Annotated in this window: 12 protein-coding genes; 7 read left to right on the forward strand and 5 right to left on the reverse strand. The window is 64.9% G+C overall.

Features of this window, described 5'->3' with window-relative positions; translation table 11 throughout:
* Positions 1-126: 126 nt before the first annotated feature.
* A complete protein-coding gene (locus tag IVB26_RS32160) occupies positions 127-1,674 on the reverse strand; it encodes an acetolactate synthase large subunit (protein ID WP_247969026.1) in 1,548 nt (515 codons plus the stop codon).
* 280 nt (positions 1,675-1,954) lie between these two features.
* Between IVB26_RS32160 and IVB26_RS32165 the strand changes: the two genes are divergently transcribed.
* Both IVB26_RS32165 and IVB26_RS32170 read left to right on the forward strand, forming a co-directional pair.
* On the forward strand, positions 1,955-2,533 hold the full coding sequence (locus IVB26_RS32165; protein WP_247969027.1) for a L,D-transpeptidase: 579 nt from the start codon (positions 1,955-1,957) through the stop codon (positions 2,531-2,533).
* Positions 2,534-2,709: 176 nt separating this feature from the next.
* Positions 2,710-3,525 carry a DUF2927 domain-containing protein gene (locus tag IVB26_RS32170; RefSeq protein WP_247969028.1) on the forward strand — a complete coding sequence of 272 codons (816 nt, stop codon included), beginning with the start codon at positions 2,710-2,712 and terminating at the stop codon, positions 3,523-3,525.
* A gap of 119 nt (positions 3,526-3,644) precedes the next feature.
* Here IVB26_RS32170 and IVB26_RS32175 read toward each other — a convergent pair whose 3' ends face one another.
* Positions 3,645-4,769, reverse strand: coding sequence for a threonine synthase (locus IVB26_RS32175; protein ID WP_247969029.1), 1,125 nt, complete (start codon positions 4,767-4,769; stop codon positions 3,645-3,647).
* Positions 4,770-5,094: 325 nt separating this feature from the next.
* Between IVB26_RS32175 and IVB26_RS32180 the strand changes: the two genes are divergently transcribed.
* The 3 genes from IVB26_RS32180 to upp all read left to right on the forward strand — a co-directional run bounded on the left by IVB26_RS32180 (position 5,095) and on the right by upp (position 8,389).
* The gene (locus IVB26_RS32180) at positions 5,095-6,351 is read left to right on the forward strand and encodes a GTP cyclohydrolase II (protein WP_247969030.1); all 1,257 of its coding nucleotides are present in this window, start codon (positions 5,095-5,097) and stop codon (positions 6,349-6,351) included.
* 7 nt (positions 6,352-6,358) lie between these two features.
* On the forward strand, positions 6,359-7,597 hold the full coding sequence (locus IVB26_RS32185) for a URC4/urg3 family protein (RefSeq protein ID WP_247969031.1): 1,239 nt from the start codon (positions 6,359-6,361) through the stop codon (positions 7,595-7,597).
* 162 nt (positions 7,598-7,759) lie between these two features.
* The gene (upp, locus tag IVB26_RS32190; protein WP_239621548.1) at positions 7,760-8,389 is read left to right on the forward strand and encodes a uracil phosphoribosyltransferase; all 630 of its coding nucleotides are present in this window, start codon (positions 7,760-7,762) and stop codon (positions 8,387-8,389) included.
* Positions 8,390-8,609: 220 nt separating this feature from the next.
* Here upp and IVB26_RS32195 read toward each other — a convergent pair whose 3' ends face one another.
* Together IVB26_RS32195 and IVB26_RS32200 are read right to left on the reverse strand one after the other, a co-directional pair.
* Entirely contained in the window at positions 8,610-9,722 is a 1,113-nt protein-coding gene (locus IVB26_RS32195) for a M48 family metallopeptidase (protein WP_247969032.1), read from the reverse strand.
* Positions 9,723-9,725: 3 nt separating this feature from the next.
* On the reverse strand, positions 9,726-10,871 hold the full coding sequence (locus IVB26_RS32200) for a YjgN family protein (protein ID WP_247973326.1): 1,146 nt from the start codon (positions 10,869-10,871) through the stop codon (positions 9,726-9,728).
* Between the two features lie 393 nt (positions 10,872-11,264).
* On the opposite strand from IVB26_RS32200, the gene IVB26_RS32205 reads away from it, so the two are divergent.
* Both IVB26_RS32205 and IVB26_RS32210 read left to right on the forward strand, forming a co-directional pair.
* Positions 11,265-12,530, forward strand: a complete 1,266-nt coding sequence (locus tag IVB26_RS32205) for a cytochrome P450 (protein ID WP_247969033.1) — start codon at positions 11,265-11,267, stop codon at positions 12,528-12,530.
* 62 nt (positions 12,531-12,592) lie between these two features.
* Entirely contained in the window at positions 12,593-13,867 is a 1,275-nt protein-coding gene (locus IVB26_RS32210; protein ID WP_247969034.1) for a cytochrome P450, read from the forward strand.
* Between the two features lie 211 nt (positions 13,868-14,078).
* Here the strand turns inward: IVB26_RS32210 and IVB26_RS32215 are convergent, their stop codons facing one another.
* Positions 14,079-14,999: a LysR substrate-binding domain-containing protein gene (locus tag IVB26_RS32215; RefSeq protein WP_247969035.1), complete on the reverse strand. Its 921-nt coding sequence runs from the start codon at positions 14,997-14,999 to the stop codon at positions 14,079-14,081.
* Between the last annotated feature and the right edge of the window lie 64 nt (positions 15,000-15,063).

Consider the following 15,063-nt stretch of genomic DNA (forward strand, 5'->3'; position numbering starts at 1 on the left):
TTTGCCTCCGGGCGCAATCTTGAGTAGCCCGGATGAAGCGTAGCGCAATCCGGGTTCTCGCAAAACGCACGCGTCCCGGATTACACTGCGCTCCATCCTGGCTACATGAGGCGCGACCAGTCAGACTTACATCTGGACTTCGATCAGCCGCGGGCCGGGCTCGGCGACGGCTTCGGCCAGCGCCTTGTTGAACTCGTCGGCATTGGTGACGGCGCGGCCGGGCACGCCCATGCCCTTGGCCAGCGCGACGAAATCCAGCGTCGGACGGTCGAGCCTCAGCATGTCGTTGGCGCGCTGGCCGGGCTCGCCGGCGCCGACATTGTCGAACTCGCCGCGCAGGATCTGGTAGATGCGGTTGGCGAACACGATGGTGACGATGTTGAGGTTCTCGCGCGCCTGGGTCCACAGCGACTGGATCGTGTACATCGCGCTGCCGTCGCCGACCATGGTGATCACCTTGCGATCCGGACAGGCGATCGCGGCGCCGATCGACAGCGGCGTCGAGAAGCCGATCGAGCCACCCATGTTCTGGAGCCAGTCGTGCGGGGCGGCCGCCGCCGTCGGCGGGAAGAAGCCGCGGCCAGTGGTCAGGGATTCGTCGACCATGATCGCGTTCTCAGGGATAGCACAGGCGATCGCCTGCGCGATCGAGGCGAAGGTGAGCGCGCCGGTCGGCTTGACCAGTTCAGCCAACGCCTGCGGCTTGACGTCCTTGGCGCTGGCCTTCACCGCGCCGGCAAGTGCTTCGAGCGCCGCAACCGAGTTCTCGCCCCAGGAAGTCATGCGATGGACCTCGCAGCCCTCGGGCTTGAGCATGCTCGGCTTGTTCGGATAGGCGAAGAACGCGACGGGATCGTCGGACTCGATCAGCACGATGTGACGAAACTTCGCCAGCATCGGCAGCGCGTTCTCGATCACGTAATGGATGCGATCGATCGAGTAGCGGCCGCGGCCGCGCGCCATCTTGGGACGGAAGGTCGGGCCCATCACGGTGCACCCGGACTTGGCGGCGATGCGCTCGGCCAGCGCCAGGCCCTGCTCGCTCAATGCGCTGCCGGTCATCAGCAGCAGCGTGCCCTCGCCGTCGCCATGCAGGATTTTTGCGGCCTGCTCGACCGCCTGCGGCGAGTAGCTGGCGCGCTGTTGCTCGGCAGGCACCTCAGCGATGCCGTCGGCCTCGTTCCAGGCGGTGTCGGCGGGCAGGATCAGCGTCGCGATCTGCCCCGGTGCGCTCTTGGCGGCGGCGATCGCCGCGGCGCCGTCAGCGGCAACTGATTTGGAGTTCGGCGAGGTCCGGACCCAGGACGACATCGGCCGGGCCAGGCCCTCGATGTCGGAGGTCAGCGGCGCGTTGTAGTCGATGTGGTAGACGGCGTGCTGGCCGACGATGTTGACGATGCCGGAATTCGCCTTCTTGGCGTTGTGCAGGTTGGCAAGGCCGTTGGCGAGACCCGGGCCGAGATGCAGCAGGGTCGAGGCCGGCGTACCCTTCATGCGGTAATAGCCGTCGGCAGCGCCCGTCACCACGCCTTCGAACAGGCCGAGCACGCAGCGCATGCCGGGGACGCGGTCGAGCGCTGCGACAAAATGCATCTCGGAGGTGCCTGGATTGGTGAAGCAGACATCCACCCCACCCTTGACCATCGTCCGCACCAGGCTTTCCGCACCGTTCATCAGAGGCTCCCGCAACCGGCCATGTCCAAATATCCGTTCGATCAATCATTGTTCGCGCGTTCCGTCAAAGCAAGAGGCGGCATCGCGGCCCTGCCCCGCGCGACGATGCGCCGGTTTGGCTAATGTTTTTCGGCAAATTGTGGTTGCCGATTTGGTAACGCCAATCGTGAAGATGGCCTGTGTGCCAGGGAAGGACCTGCCTCACGGGGCCGTGGCTTGCGAAAAGCCCGCAAATATGGCCTGTGGCCTTTGTTGAATCGATTTTTTGCTGGGGGATACAATGATCCGGTTTTTTGCCGCGCCGATTGCCGCCATCGCACTGCTGTCGGCCACGGCGGGTGGCGCGGTCGCCGAAGAGTTCGACTCGCGCGACATCATGGGTGGCGGCCCGAACTTCTTCCGTTCCGGCGCCAATCCCGTTCCCCGCACCACCGTCATGTATAACGGCAGTTACGCGCCCGGCACGATCGTGGTGAACACCAGCGAACGGCGGCTGTATCTGGTGCTCCAGAACGGCCAGGCCCTGCGCTACGGCATCGGCGTCGGCCGTGACGGCTTCCGCTGGGGCGGGGTCCACAGGATCACCGCCAAGAAGGAATGGCCGGACTGGACGCCGCCGTCGCAAATGCTGGCCCGCCGGCCCGACCTGCCGCGCCACATGAAGGGCGGCGTCGACAATCCGCTGGGCGCGCGCGCGATGTATCTGGGCTCGACCCTCTACCGCATCCACGGCTCCAACGAGCCGGAAACGATCGGCCAGGCGGTCTCCTCGGGCTGCTTCCGCATGACCAATGACGACGTGACGGACCTCTATAGTCGCGTCGCAGTCGGTACCACGGTGGTGGTGCTGAACAACTAGACGCACGCGAGCGTCCATAGGGTAGGCAAAGCGAAGCGTGCCCACCGATCGGTGGCTGTTGTCGAGAGATGGTGGGCACGGCGCTTCGCACCTTTGCCAACCCTACGCGGGAACCGCTGGACGCGTGAATTTGCGGACTTGTGTGCGCGACGCGAATGCGGCAGCGTCGAGCGACGATGAGCGCACTCCCCTCGCCCGCGCCTGGCCTTCGCATCGCCCTTCTGGCGCTCGCCGCGCTCACATTGGTGCCTGACACCGCTACCATGGCCGCCGCGGGCGAATTGCCCGCGATCTCCTCGCGTCAGCGCACCGAGAAGAAGAGCTTTACCGACGGCGAGATCGTCGACGGCTTCCTGAAGACGGCGTTCGGCGCCGAATATCATCTCGCCGGACGCGTCGACCGCATTCGCAAATTCGACGGACCGGTGCGCGTGTTCGCCGAGAGCGACCGCACTGACCGCAAGGCGCAGCTCGCAAAGGTCGTGGCCGACATCGGCCGTCGCGTGCAGCATCTCGACATCGCCATGATCGATACCAACGAAGCGGCGAATGTGCGCGTGAAGCTGGTGCGCGACCGCGATCTCTTCCGCACCATCTCGAGCTTCTACGGCGCGGAGAAGGCGCGCGAGATCCGCACCTCGCTCGACCCGCAATGCCTGTCCGGCTTCCGCAAGAACGACAATTTCGAGATCGAGCATTCCGACGTCATCCTCACCGTCGACAACGGCGACTTCACATTCCTCGACTGCGCCTACGAAGAATTGCTGCAATCGCTTGGGCCCATCAACGACACCGCGAGCGTGCCCTGGACCATGTTCAACGACAATGTCTCGATGGGCTATTTCGACGTCTACGATCAGTACATCCTCAATCTGCTGTACGATCCCCGCATCAAGGCGGGCATGACCGTGGCCGAGGCGAAGGCGGTGCTGCCCGCCGTACTCGCCGACGTGCGCGCGTGGGTGAAGCAGGTGAATGATTTGAAGGAGTGAGGCGATCCTCCAAACGCTGACGTCGTAGGATGGGTAGAGCGCAGCGAAACCCATCAAGCAGCTGCTGCGACAGCCGCGAAGCTGATGGGTTTCGCTGCGCTCTACCCATCCTACTGCACCTACTGCACTAAATCAGCCACGGTCGTGGCCGCCTTCAGACCCGTGCCGGTGAGCACCGCGACCGTGATCTCGTTCGCCTTGATGGCGCCGGTGGCGGAGAGTTTGTCGAGCGCCGCCGCCGCGCTGGCGCTGGTCGGCTCGGCGAACAGGCCTTGTCGTGCAAGACGCCGCAGCGCAGCGACGATCTCATCTTCACCGAGCGCGACGGTGCCGCCGCCGCTCTCGCGCAAGGCGCCGATGATCTCGCGCAGGCGCAGGGGATTCTTGATCGCGGTGCCTTCGGCGATGGTCTTGCTGACCTCGCGCGCGACGGGCGTATCGACGCCGCTCTGAAAGCTCGCATCGATTGGCGAGCAATTGAGTGGCTGCGCCGCGAACAGGCGCGGCAGCTTTGCGATCTGACCGGCCTTCAACAGATCGCGGAAGCCGAAGGCGCAGCCCAAGAGACTGCTGCCCGCGCCGACGGGAACGATGACGTTGTCGGGCGCGCGAAAGCCGAGGTCCTCCCAGATCTCATAGGCGAGCGACTTGGTGCCTTCGAGGAAGAACGGCTGCCAATTGTGGCTGGCATAAAAGGTCTCGCTCGACTGACGGATGGCCTCGGCCTCCGACTCCTCGCGCGGCCCCTCGACAAGCTGCACCGCGGCGCCATAGGCCCGCACCTGCGCGATCTTGGCCGGCGAAGTCGAGGCCGGCGCGAGAATCTTCACGCGCATGCCGCCGGCAGCCCCCAGCCCCGCCATCGACGAGCCGCCATTGCCCGACGAGTCTTCCAGAATGGCTGAGATGCCGATCTGCCGCAGGAAGGACAGCATCACCGCCGAACCGCGGTCCTTGAAGCTGCCGGTCGGGTTGAACCATTCGAGCTTGAACAACGGCCGCAGCTCGCCCCAGCCCTGCTGAACCAGCGGCGTGCAGCCTTCGCCGAGCGTGATCGGATTTTTGATCTCGACCGGCAGCGCCGCCCGGTAACGCCAGAGCGAGCGCGTACGGAGCTCGATGTCCTCGCGCGAAATCCCTCCTCCCGGTGTCACCAGCAGCGGCGTGCGCTCGTCCGAGCACCAGCGCGGCTGGTCAAGGGAATAGAGCTGTCCGTTGCGGGGATCGATGTAGCTGGCGGGCATGGGAGTCTCCGGGGTAGAGCCGATCCGGTCGATATGTCCGAATAATCAGGTTTTATCCAGTCACCTGTTCGGACGGGGAAGGCGCCGCCCGCCCCTTCAAAAATTCGAACAATTACATAGATATAGAGAGTGTTTTGGCGTCGTCCGCCGATCGGGGCGGCGGCTGAAACAGGCCTTTGGACCGCCCCGTACGATTAACTTGTCTGTCGTGCGTTGCCGCTACAATATGTTGGATTGAGCTTGCGTCGCCGGTGTTCCGCGTCGGCAACGCGACCGAGCCAGGCCCGTCCGAGCGGCGGGCCGTTGGCTTTTTGGGAGTTTGGTCATGAGCCGCGCGAACCGTACCGACCACATCCGCCTGACCTCGCATCCGGAGCCGGGCGGCAAGGCCGCCTTCCCGATTCACTGGGGCGCTACGGATGCGCGCGCACGGGGGCCGATCATCGGCACGGTGTCACGCGCAGGCGATCGCAACGTGATCGGCAGCCATGGCGGGTCCTATGCGATGTACCGCGCGCTCGCGGTCTCCGCCGGCGCGCTCGATCCGATCCGGCGGCCCGACCTCACCAACACGTTTCCGGCCGCGACCATCGGCCCGTTCGAGCAGTGGCAAGATCCGGCAAAGATCGTCGCACTCGATCCGTGGGGACATCTCGTCGCCGAGAATTTCGGCAAGGACATTGCGGAGGGCGTCGACATCCGGCCGAGCATCGCGGTGACGCGGGCGCGGCTCGACCTGCCGGAGATCCGCGAGGCACTCGCTGCAAAGCGGCTGCGCGCCGACGGCGAGGTCGTGCACGCCAATGGCAGCGTCTCCGTCGTGAAGATCGCGATCGATCCGGTCTGGTACCTGCCCGGCCTTGCGGCGCGCTTCGGCACCGCCGAGACCGAGCTGCGGCGCACGCTGTTCGAGCAGACCGCCGGCATGTTCCCCGAGCTCGTGACGCGGCCGGACATGAAGGTGTTCCTGCCGCCGATCGGCGGCACCACGGTCTACATGTTCGGCGACGTGACAAAACTGCCGGACCATCGCACAAAAATCACCTGCCGCGTGCATGACGAATGCAACGGCTCCGACGTGTTCGGCTCCGACATCTGCACCTGCCGGCCCTACCTGATCCACGGCATCGAGGAATCCGCGCGCGGCGCGCAGGAGGGCGGGCTCGGGCTCGTCGTCTATAATCGCAAGGAAGGCCGCGCGCTCGGCGAGGTCACCAAATTCCTGGTCTACAACGCGCGCAAGCGCCAGGAGGACGGCGATGCGGCCGCGGCCTATTTCGAACGGACGGAATGCGTCGCCGGCGTGCAGGACGCGCGCTTCCAGCAATTGATGCCGGATACGATCCACTGGCTCGGCTTGAAGCGCATCGACCGCTTCCTGTCGATGAGCGACATGAAATACGACGCGCTGACCTCGCAGGGTATCGACATCGTCGAACGCGTGCCGATCCCGCCGGAGCTGATCCCGGCCGACGCCTATGTCGAGATCGCTGCGAAGAAGGCGGCCGGCTATTACTCGTCCGACATCGCGCCCGAGAAGGACGTGGACGGCGTGGTCGGCCGTTCGCTGGAAAAATACTGATCGCGCGATGGCGGAGGCTTTGGAACGACAGGCGCGCGCGCTGCTCAGTGCAGCAGCAGTTCGCGCGCGCGCCGGCGAGATGCTCGATATCGGCCTTGCCGGCGGTTTGAGCCACTTCACTGTTGATCTCGACCGCATGGATGGTGTCGCGGAGGCGGTGCTCGCGGTCACGCGAAAGGCCTATCCGGCGCTGGACGTGCCGTTCCACGCGCGGTGGCGGCATTTTGTGATTGAGGGCGTCGACCGCTGGGCGGACCTTGCGAATGTGGCCTCGTGGCCGGATCGCGCGGCGCGGGCGCGGGCCGAGTTCGATCTCGCCATCGTCAGCGTGCTGCTCGATGCCGGCGCGGGTGCGGCGTGGCGATATCGCGACGCGATCAGCGGCAAAAGCATCGGCCGGTCCGAGGGGCTCGCGATCGCCAGCCTCGACATGTTCGCGAACGGTCTTTTTTCGCGCGATGCCGGCTCGCCCTTGAGGGCCGATGCAGATGTGCTCGCTCAACTGCCGCTCGCCGGGCTTACGGCGGCGTTTCAGGTGAGCGCGGCCAATCCGCTGCTCGGGCTCGAAGGGCGAACCGATCTGCTGCAGCGCCTGGGCAGGCTGGTGGCGGAGCGCGCGGACGTGTTCGGCCTGCATGACACGCCACGGCCGGGCGGCCTGTTCGATCACATCGCCGCGCAAGCCGTCGGCGGCACTGTCGCTGCGCCCGCCATTCTGTCGGGGGTGCTGAACCAGCTTGGGCCGATCTGGCCGTCGCGGCTGGAGGTCGCTGGCGTTCCGCTCGGCGATTGCTGGCGCCACCCCGCCATCAAGGCCAATGATGCGACCGCAGGCCTCGTGCCCCTGCACAAGCTGTCGCAATGGCTGAGCTATTCGCTGATCGAACCGCTGCAGCGCGCCGGGTTCAATGTCATCGATATCGACGGGCTGACGGGGCTTGCCGAATACCGCAATGGCGGCCTGTTCGTTGATCACGAGGTGCTGCGGCTGCGCGATCCCACCGATGCCGCGCGCGCGCATGCGGTGGATTCGCTGCTCGTCGTGGAATGGCGCGCGCTGACTGTGGCGCTGCTCGATCGGTTAGCTGAACTCGTTCGCGCAAAACTCGGGCGCACGCGCGAGACATTGCCGCTCGCCAGCATCCTCGAAGGCGGTACCTGGGCCGCCGGCCGCAGCATTGCCTTTTCACGCCGTCCCGACGGTTCGCCGCCGCTCAAGGTGATCAGCGACGGCACGGTGTTTTAACCCTCTCCCCTTGTGGGAGAGGGTGGCTTCGCGAAAGCGAAGCCGGGTGAGGGGTCTGTCTCCGCGGGCACTTCTCTCAATGAACTTCGCGGAGAGAACCCCTCATCCGGCGCTTCGCGCCACCTTCTCCCACAAGGGGAGAAGGAAGAAAGGCATCTCATCATGCAAGGCGTCACGATCGTCGATCATCCGCTGGTGCAGCACAAGCTGACGCTGGTGCGGGACAAATCCATCTCGACAAAATCGTTCAGGGAGCTGATCAAGGAGATCGGCATGCTCCTGTGCTACGAGGTGACGCGCGATTTGCCGCTCGCGGACACCGTGATCGAGACGCCGCTGGCGACGATGCACTCGGCCAAGATCGCCGGCAAGAAGCTGGTGTTCGTGCCGATGCTGCGCGCCGGTACCACCTTCGTCGACGGCATGATGGACCTGGTGCCGACCGCGCGCGTCGCCCATATCGGGCTCTATCGCGAGCCGCACAGCTTTGCGGCGGTCGAATATTTCTTCAAATCGCCGTCCGATCTCAGCGAGCGCCTCGCGATCGTGGTGACACCGGTGGTCGCCACCGCCAACACGGCGGTCGCCGCCATCGACCGCCTGAAGGAGCGCGGCGCCAGGGACATCCGCCTCGCCTGCCTGATCGCCGCTCCGGAAGGACTCGAGCGGCTGCGCGGCTTGCATCCGGATGTTCCGATCTGGACCGCGGCAGTGGACGAGGGCCTCGACGAGAACGGCTTCATCCTGCCGGGCCTCGGCGACGCCGGCGACCGCGCCTACGGGACGCGGTAGGCACGCTCTAAAGCGAAATCGCTTCAGGTTGAATCAAGTAACCGCGGGCTCGGTCACCTCTCCCGCTTGCGGGAGAGGTCGGCGCACAGCGCCGGGTGAGGGTTCTTTCCTCTGGGGGAGTGTCCCATTGCGGAAGCACCCCACCCCAGCCCACCCCCGCAAGCAGGAGAGGGGGCGCACCTCCGTCGCTGCATCAATCGATGCCTGATCTCATCCCGCCCTAAATCTTCCCGCTGCCGCAAACGCTCTTCAGCGCCTGCCACTCCTTGTCCGTCAACAGCGGCGGGCCGCTGACGGGGCGGTCTTCCCGGGTCATGCGGGCGAGGCGGTCTTCGGTCAGGGGGTGACTGGCGAGGATCGTGGTGAGCGCGGAGCCGCCTTCCTTGCCGGTGACGCGGAACATCAGCTCAAAAGCGGGCTTTGGCGAGCGGCCGAGCTTGTGCATGACCTCGATCGCGAACGTGTCGGCGGCGGTCTCGGCCTCGCGCGAGTAGGAGGCTTCGACCAGGCTGCGCGAGGCGAAGATCACCGCGCTCGAGCCGGTGACGTCGCCGAACAACAGGCCGATCAGGAACGAGGTGCCGCCGTTGTAGATCAGCCCGCGCATATTGTCGTGATGCTTGAGATGGCCGAGCTCGTGGGCGAGGATGCCGGCGAGCTCGTCGGGGCTTTCGGCCTTGTCGAGCAGTCCCTTCAACACGAACACCTTGCCGCCCGGCAATGCAAAGGCATTCGGCACCGCCGTCGGCAGCACGCCCGCCGTCATGGAATCGTCGTCGAGACCTGCGGCATCGCGCAGGCGGTTGACGAGCTTCGTGAAGGCGGCCTTGCCTGCGGGATCTTCGCAGACGCTGCGGCCGAAGATGGTTTTCATCTGCACTTCGGCGGCATCGCCGATGCGCCGCTCGACTGGCTTCGGCACCAGCGGCGCGAGGCGATCGGCGACGAGTGGCACGCCGAACAATACGACGCAGACGATGGAGGTTGCGGCGGCCACCGACCAGCCGACGATTTTGGCGACGCCGCGCCGCGAGGTCTGGTGCTCGTCGAGACGCATGCAGCGAGCAATCACGTCTGCTGCGAGCGCAGCGTCGCGGATTTCGAGCCGCGCCAGGGACGGCGCACTTGTGCAGGCGAGCCGCAGGACGCCACTCGGGCTGTCCGCGCGACGGATATCGGCATAGGCCCAGCGCACGGGCGTTCCGCCCTCCTCGACGATCTCGAGGGCATCACCGAGCGTCAGCATCACCTGACGCCTGCGGCTCGACACGCCGTCGAAGAAGATCGTCGGCTTGACAGCCTGCGCCGGGGCCTCGGTGGACAACTCACTCACAGCTCAAAATCCCGCGACATCGAGTCCGTCGGCAAAACCTTCGCCGAGCGCGCTGGCGAGCTGGCCGCTGCCGCGCACATCCGCGGCGGCCGCGATGTTGTGCACCCCGACGGTCTCCAGCACCTTGGACCAGAGATCGCGCTGAAGATAGACCCGCATGACGATGTTGATCGCGAGCGCCAGGGCGAAATACCCGATCACCATCATCACCACCATCGGGATGCTCTTGGCCGCATCGTCGGAGCCGAACAACTGATCGGCCGGAACGCCGCTCAGCGTGACGACAAGCAAGGCGCCGCCGCCGAGATAGGCGGAGAAAGCCATCGACAGCAACGTCCACCAGCCGATCACCTTCCAGTACAGCCCATAGAAGGCATCATGAGGCAGGTTCGAGGACAGCCTGACGTCGCCAATGCGGATGCCGTCGAGCCACCAGCGCCACTCGCGCGCTTTGAATTCGGCGTAGAAGAACGGCGCGAGCGGGAAGATCAATAGCGCGATCGGGCTGAGCAGCCACAGCCACCAGGCGCGCTTGAAGAAGGTCCAGCCGTCGCCTTCGAAATCACCGCGGAGATCGCCGTAATGGGTGTGCTGCATCTTGTAACGTTCGAGCGCGGCCTCGCGCCACGGCAGCGCCAGGCCGAGCGTCAGGAACACGAGCAGGCCCCACAGCATGGCGCGGAGCGAATAGGCCCAGCCGGAGCCGTCCATCCAGAACCGCACGCCGCGCCAGACCGTACGCGTCAGCCGATAGCGCCGCGCGCGAAAAATCGCGAACTGGCCGAAGGCGTAGAAGCCGATGAACAGCGGCACCGAGGCAAAGCCCTGCCAGCGCTCGAACTCAATGCCGATCAGGAAGTAGGCGAGATAGATCGGCACCAGGATTGCGAGCGCGAACAGAAAGCCGACCAGCAGCTCCTTGGCCCGGCCGGTATATTCGGCGGCATCGCCGTCCACCGCGGTGTTCGCCCACAGATGACGGCGAATGTCGGTGACGAGCCAGAACCGGTAGAAGCCGAAAGTGACCAGCTCCAGCATGGCACCCTTGGTGACCAATTTTCGGAACTCGGAGCGGTTTCCGGTGAAGTCGACCCCCGTGGGCGGCAGCGGCGGTGGAATGGGCTGTGAGCCGATGGGGGTCCATTGCATGTCGTTCACGGCGGCAACCTCGGGGTGATGGTCTATTGCAATCAAACTATAGGTCAGAGATTGGTCGATCCCCAACATGGCCGGGTTCGATTTACCTCGATTCCGGTTGGTTTCTGGCATGATTTCACGACAAACGGTGTGCGCGGGATCACGTTGTGAGGTCGGTAGCCCGGATGGAGCGGAGCGCAATCCGGGATGGTGCCCCAAGCGACGCCGGCCCCGGATTACGCTTGCGCTCCATCCGGGCTACGCATCTACCCACCCCATCCCGCAAAGGTTGGACGCGACAAAACTCTCCCTTGCTCCGGCGCAGACAACCGGCTGTAATTGCAAATCAAATACCGCAGCGCAGAATTCAACGAGAACGCGCGGTTCATGCCAGGGAGAACGGTCATGCATGGGACCATCGAGAGCGCGTCGAAGCTCGACGCACTGCGCGAGCGCGCGTCGTCATTGCCGCTGGAGCAATTCGATCCGGGCGATCCGGAATTGTTCAGGACCGATACGTTCTGGCCCTATTTCGATCGCCTGCGCCGGGAAGATCCCGTGCACTATTGCAAGGACTCGATGTTCGGCCCGTACTGGTCGGTGACGCGCTACAACGACATCATGGAGATCGAGACCAACCATTCGGTGTTCTCCTCGGCCTCCTCGCTCGGCGGCATCACCATCCGCGACATCGACCCGGACCTGCGCCGCGAGAGCTTCATCTCGATGGACCCGCCGCGCCACGCGGCGCAGCGCAAGACCGTGGCGCCGATGTTCACGCCGACGCATCTGGACAATCTCGCGCTCAACATCCGCAAGCGCTCGGCCGAGTGCCTTGACAACCTGCCGCGCGGCGAGGTGTTCGACTGGGTCGACCGCGTCTCGATCGAGCTGACCACGCAAATGCTGGCGGTGCTGTTCGACTTCCCCTGGGATGATCGCCGCAAGCTGACGCGCTGGTCCGACATCGCCACCACGATCCCCGGGCCCGACGGTCTCGTCGCCACCGAGGACGAGCGTCAGGCCGAGCTGACCGAATGCGCCGGCTATTTCGCGCGCCTCTGGAAAGAACGCATCGCGCAGCCGCCGAAGAGCGACCTGCTCTCGATGATGGCGCATGGGGCCGCGACGCGCGACATGGACGCAAAGAACTTCCTCGGCAATCTCGTGCTTTTGATCGTCGGCGGCAACGACACCACGCGCAACACCATGTCGGGCTCGTTGCACGCGCTGAGCCAGCATCCGGAGCAATATCGCAAGCTGCGCGAAAACCCCGCTTTGCTCGACAGCTTCGTGCCCGAGGTGATCCGCTGGCAGACGCCGCTGGCGCATATGCGCCGCACCGCGCTCTCCGATTTCGAGTTCCGCGGCAAGCAGATCAAGAAAGGTGACAAGGTCGTGATGTGGTACGTCTCGGGCAACCGCGACGAGGAGGCGATCGACAAGCCCTACGATTTCATCATCGACCGCGCCCGCCCGCGCACGCATCTGTCCTTCGGCTTCGGCATCCACCGCTGCGTGGGCCTCAGGCTTGCCGAACTCCAGCTCAAGATTATCTGGGAAGAGATCCTGAGGCGGTTCGACCATATCGAGGTGGTCGGCGAACCGAAGCGGGTTTATTCGAGTTTTGTGAAGGGCCTGGAAGAGCTGCCGGTCAAGATTGCGGTATGAGTTAACGCCGTCTCCCCGTTGTTGCGGGGAGAGGCGAGGAAGAGCCAGCTGGAGCCACGACGATGAACATCCAAGCGCCGGTTAAAGCGGACAAGGCCGAACGCATGCGCAGGGCCCGCGAGGAGGCCTATGCGACGCCGTTGTCGCAATTCCACCCCGGCGCGCCCAGGCTGTTCCAGGATGACACGATGTGGCCGTGGTTCGAGCGGCTGCGCAAGGAAGAGCCGGTGCATTACTGCACCAACGCGCCGATCGAGCCCTATTGGTCGGTGGTGAAATACAACGACATCATGCATGTCGACACCAATCACGGCATCTTCTCCTCGGACTCGACGCTCGGCGGCATCTCGATCCGCGACGTGCCGGAGGGCTACGACTATCCGAGCTTCATCGCGATGGACCAGCCCAAGCATTCGTCGCAGCGCAAGACCGTCTCGCCGATGTTCACCCCGACGCATCTGGACGAGCTGGCAAAGCTGATCCGGCAGCGCTCGCAAACGGTGCTCGACAATCTGCCGCGCAACGAGACCTTCAATTTCGTCGAGCGTGTCTCGATCGAGCTGACGACGCAGATGCTGGCGACCCTGTTCGACTTCCCCTGGGAGGAGCGGCGCAAGCTGACGCGCTGGTCCGACGTCTCGACCGCGCTGCCCAAGAGCGGCATCGTCGCCTCCGCCGAAGAGCGCCGCCGCGAGATGGACGAGTGCTACGCCTACATGTCCAAGCTGTGGAACGAGCGCGTCAACTCCGCGCCGCGCAACGATCTGCTGTCGCTGATGGCCCATAACGACGCCACGCGCCACATGGACCCCGACAACCTCATGGGCAACATCATCCTGCTCATCGTCGGCGGCAACGACACCACGCGCAACACCATGACCGGCTCGGTGCTGGCGCTGAACGAGAACCCGGACCAGCACGAGATGCTGCGGAAAAATCCGGCGCTGATCGATTCCATGGTGCCCGAGGTGATCCGCTGGCAGACGCCGCTGGCGCATATGCGGCGCACGGCGCTTGCCGATACCGAGATCGGCGGCAAGCAGATCAAGAAGGGCGACCGCGTCGTGATGTGGTACGTCTCCGGCAACCGCGACGAGGAGATGTTCGAGCGGCCGAATGAGTTCATCATCGACCGCCCGCGGCCGCGCACCCACCTTTCGTTCGGCTTCGGCATCCACCGCTGCGTCGGCATGCGCCTCGCCGAGCTGCAGCTCAAGATCGTCTGGGAGGAGATGCTGAAGCGCTTCGACCGCATCGAGGTGGTCGGCGAGCCGAAGCGGATCTATTCCAGCTTCATCAAGGGATATGAGACGCTGCCGGTGCGGATTCCGGGGTAGGCACTGTCATGCCCCGGCTTGACCGGGGCATCCAGTACGCCGCAGCTTCTCGATTCTAGCCGCGCCGTCTCTGGAATACTGGATTGCCCGCCTTCGCGGGCAATGACAGCGGAGAATGACGCGAAGCACTGGCCAGCTATAAAATTTCGGCATGACAGCTCGCACCAGATGCGAAGGCACGGCGTCGCGCGACTGTTCTACGACACTGCATCTAACTCAACTTGATGTCCCACACGCCTTCCTTGCGGCAGGCGGCGACCTCCTCGCGCAGCAGCGCGGTGACGGCGAGCGAGGCCGTCGAGACCGGGCGGTCGATCGGAGAGGCGAAAATGAGCTCGCGCGTCATCGGTTTCGAGACGGGCGCGGTTTCCAGCCGTCCGTCAGCGACCTCGCCGTGGACCGAGGAGGGCGGCAGCAGCGCGAAGCCGAGGCCTTCCTCGACGAGGCTCGTCAGCACGCGAAACGAATCCGCCTCGAGCTGGACGTCGAGCTTGATCTTGCGCTGGGCGGCCGCGTGCTCGATCAGCGCGCGGAGGCCGTGCGAGTGAGAGGGCAGTACCAGCCGCTGCCGCAGCAGCCAGCCGATGTCGACGCTCTTCTTGCGTGCAAGACCGCAGCCGCGCGGGCCGACCGCGACGATGTTGTCGCGTCCCAGGCTCGCTACGTTGAGATGCAGATCGGCCGAGCGGCCGTAGAGGATGGCGAGATCCATCTCGCCGCGATGCAACCATTCGACCAGGTGGCCGCTGTAGCTCTCGACGATGCGCAGCGAGATGCCGGGAAACTTTTCGACGCAGCGCCGTGCAAAACGCGCCGACAGCACGCAGCTCACGGTTGGAACAAGGCCGAGCACGACTTGCCCGGACGGCGGCCCCTTGGCCGACTGGATGTCGTCGCGGATCTGGTCGATCTGCCGCACGATGCCGGAGGTGCGCGCCAGCAGCAGCCGGCCGGCTTCGGTCAGCACCATGCCGCGGCCGTTGCGGGTGAAGAGTTCGGTGCGCAGCTCGTGTTCCAAGAGCTTGATCTGGCGGCTCAGCGCCGGCTGCGCCACGCGCAACGTGTCGGACGCCTTGGAGAGGCTGCCGAGCTCCGCCACGCAACTGAAGGTCCTGAGCTGCCGGAAATCCATGCTTGCCAATCCTGGAAGGCTACTTCATACGCTATAACAAATGAGCATAGGGGGCTGGCATTGT

The organism is Bradyrhizobium sp. 195 (assembly GCF_023101665.1).
Classification (GTDB): Bacteria; Pseudomonadota; Alphaproteobacteria; order Rhizobiales; family Xanthobacteraceae; genus Bradyrhizobium.

Bases quoted from the DNA above. Each gene is read 5' to 3' on its own strand.
- IVB26_RS32160 (WP_247969026.1), bottom strand. From the start codon at position 1,674: ATGAACGGTGCGGAAAGCCTGGTGCGGACGATGGTCAAGGGTGGGGTG.
- IVB26_RS32165 (WP_247969027.1), top strand. From the start codon at position 1,955: ATGATCCGGTTTTTTGCCGCGCCGATTGCCGCCATCGCACTGCTGTCG.
- IVB26_RS32170 (WP_247969028.1), top strand. From the start codon at position 2,710: ATGAGCGCACTCCCCTCGCCCGCGCCTGGCCTTCGCATCGCCCTTCTG.
- IVB26_RS32175 (WP_247969029.1), bottom strand. From the start codon at position 4,769: ATGCCCGCCAGCTACATCGATCCCCGCAACGGACAGCTCTATTCCCTT.
- IVB26_RS32180 (WP_247969030.1), top strand. From the start codon at position 5,095: ATGAGCCGCGCGAACCGTACCGACCACATCCGCCTGACCTCGCATCCG.
- IVB26_RS32185 (WP_247969031.1), top strand. From the start codon at position 6,359: ATGGCGGAGGCTTTGGAACGACAGGCGCGCGCGCTGCTCAGTGCAGCA.
- upp (WP_239621548.1), top strand. From the start codon at position 7,760: ATGCAAGGCGTCACGATCGTCGATCATCCGCTGGTGCAGCACAAGCTG.
- IVB26_RS32200 (WP_247973326.1), bottom strand. From the start codon at position 10,871: ATGCAATGGACCCCCATCGGCTCACAGCCCATTCCACCGCCGCTGCCG.
- IVB26_RS32205 (WP_247969033.1), top strand. From the start codon at position 11,265: ATGCATGGGACCATCGAGAGCGCGTCGAAGCTCGACGCACTGCGCGAG.
- IVB26_RS32210 (WP_247969034.1), top strand. From the start codon at position 12,593: ATGAACATCCAAGCGCCGGTTAAAGCGGACAAGGCCGAACGCATGCGC.
- IVB26_RS32215 (WP_247969035.1), bottom strand. From the start codon at position 14,999: ATGGATTTCCGGCAGCTCAGGACCTTCAGTTGCGTGGCGGAGCTCGGC.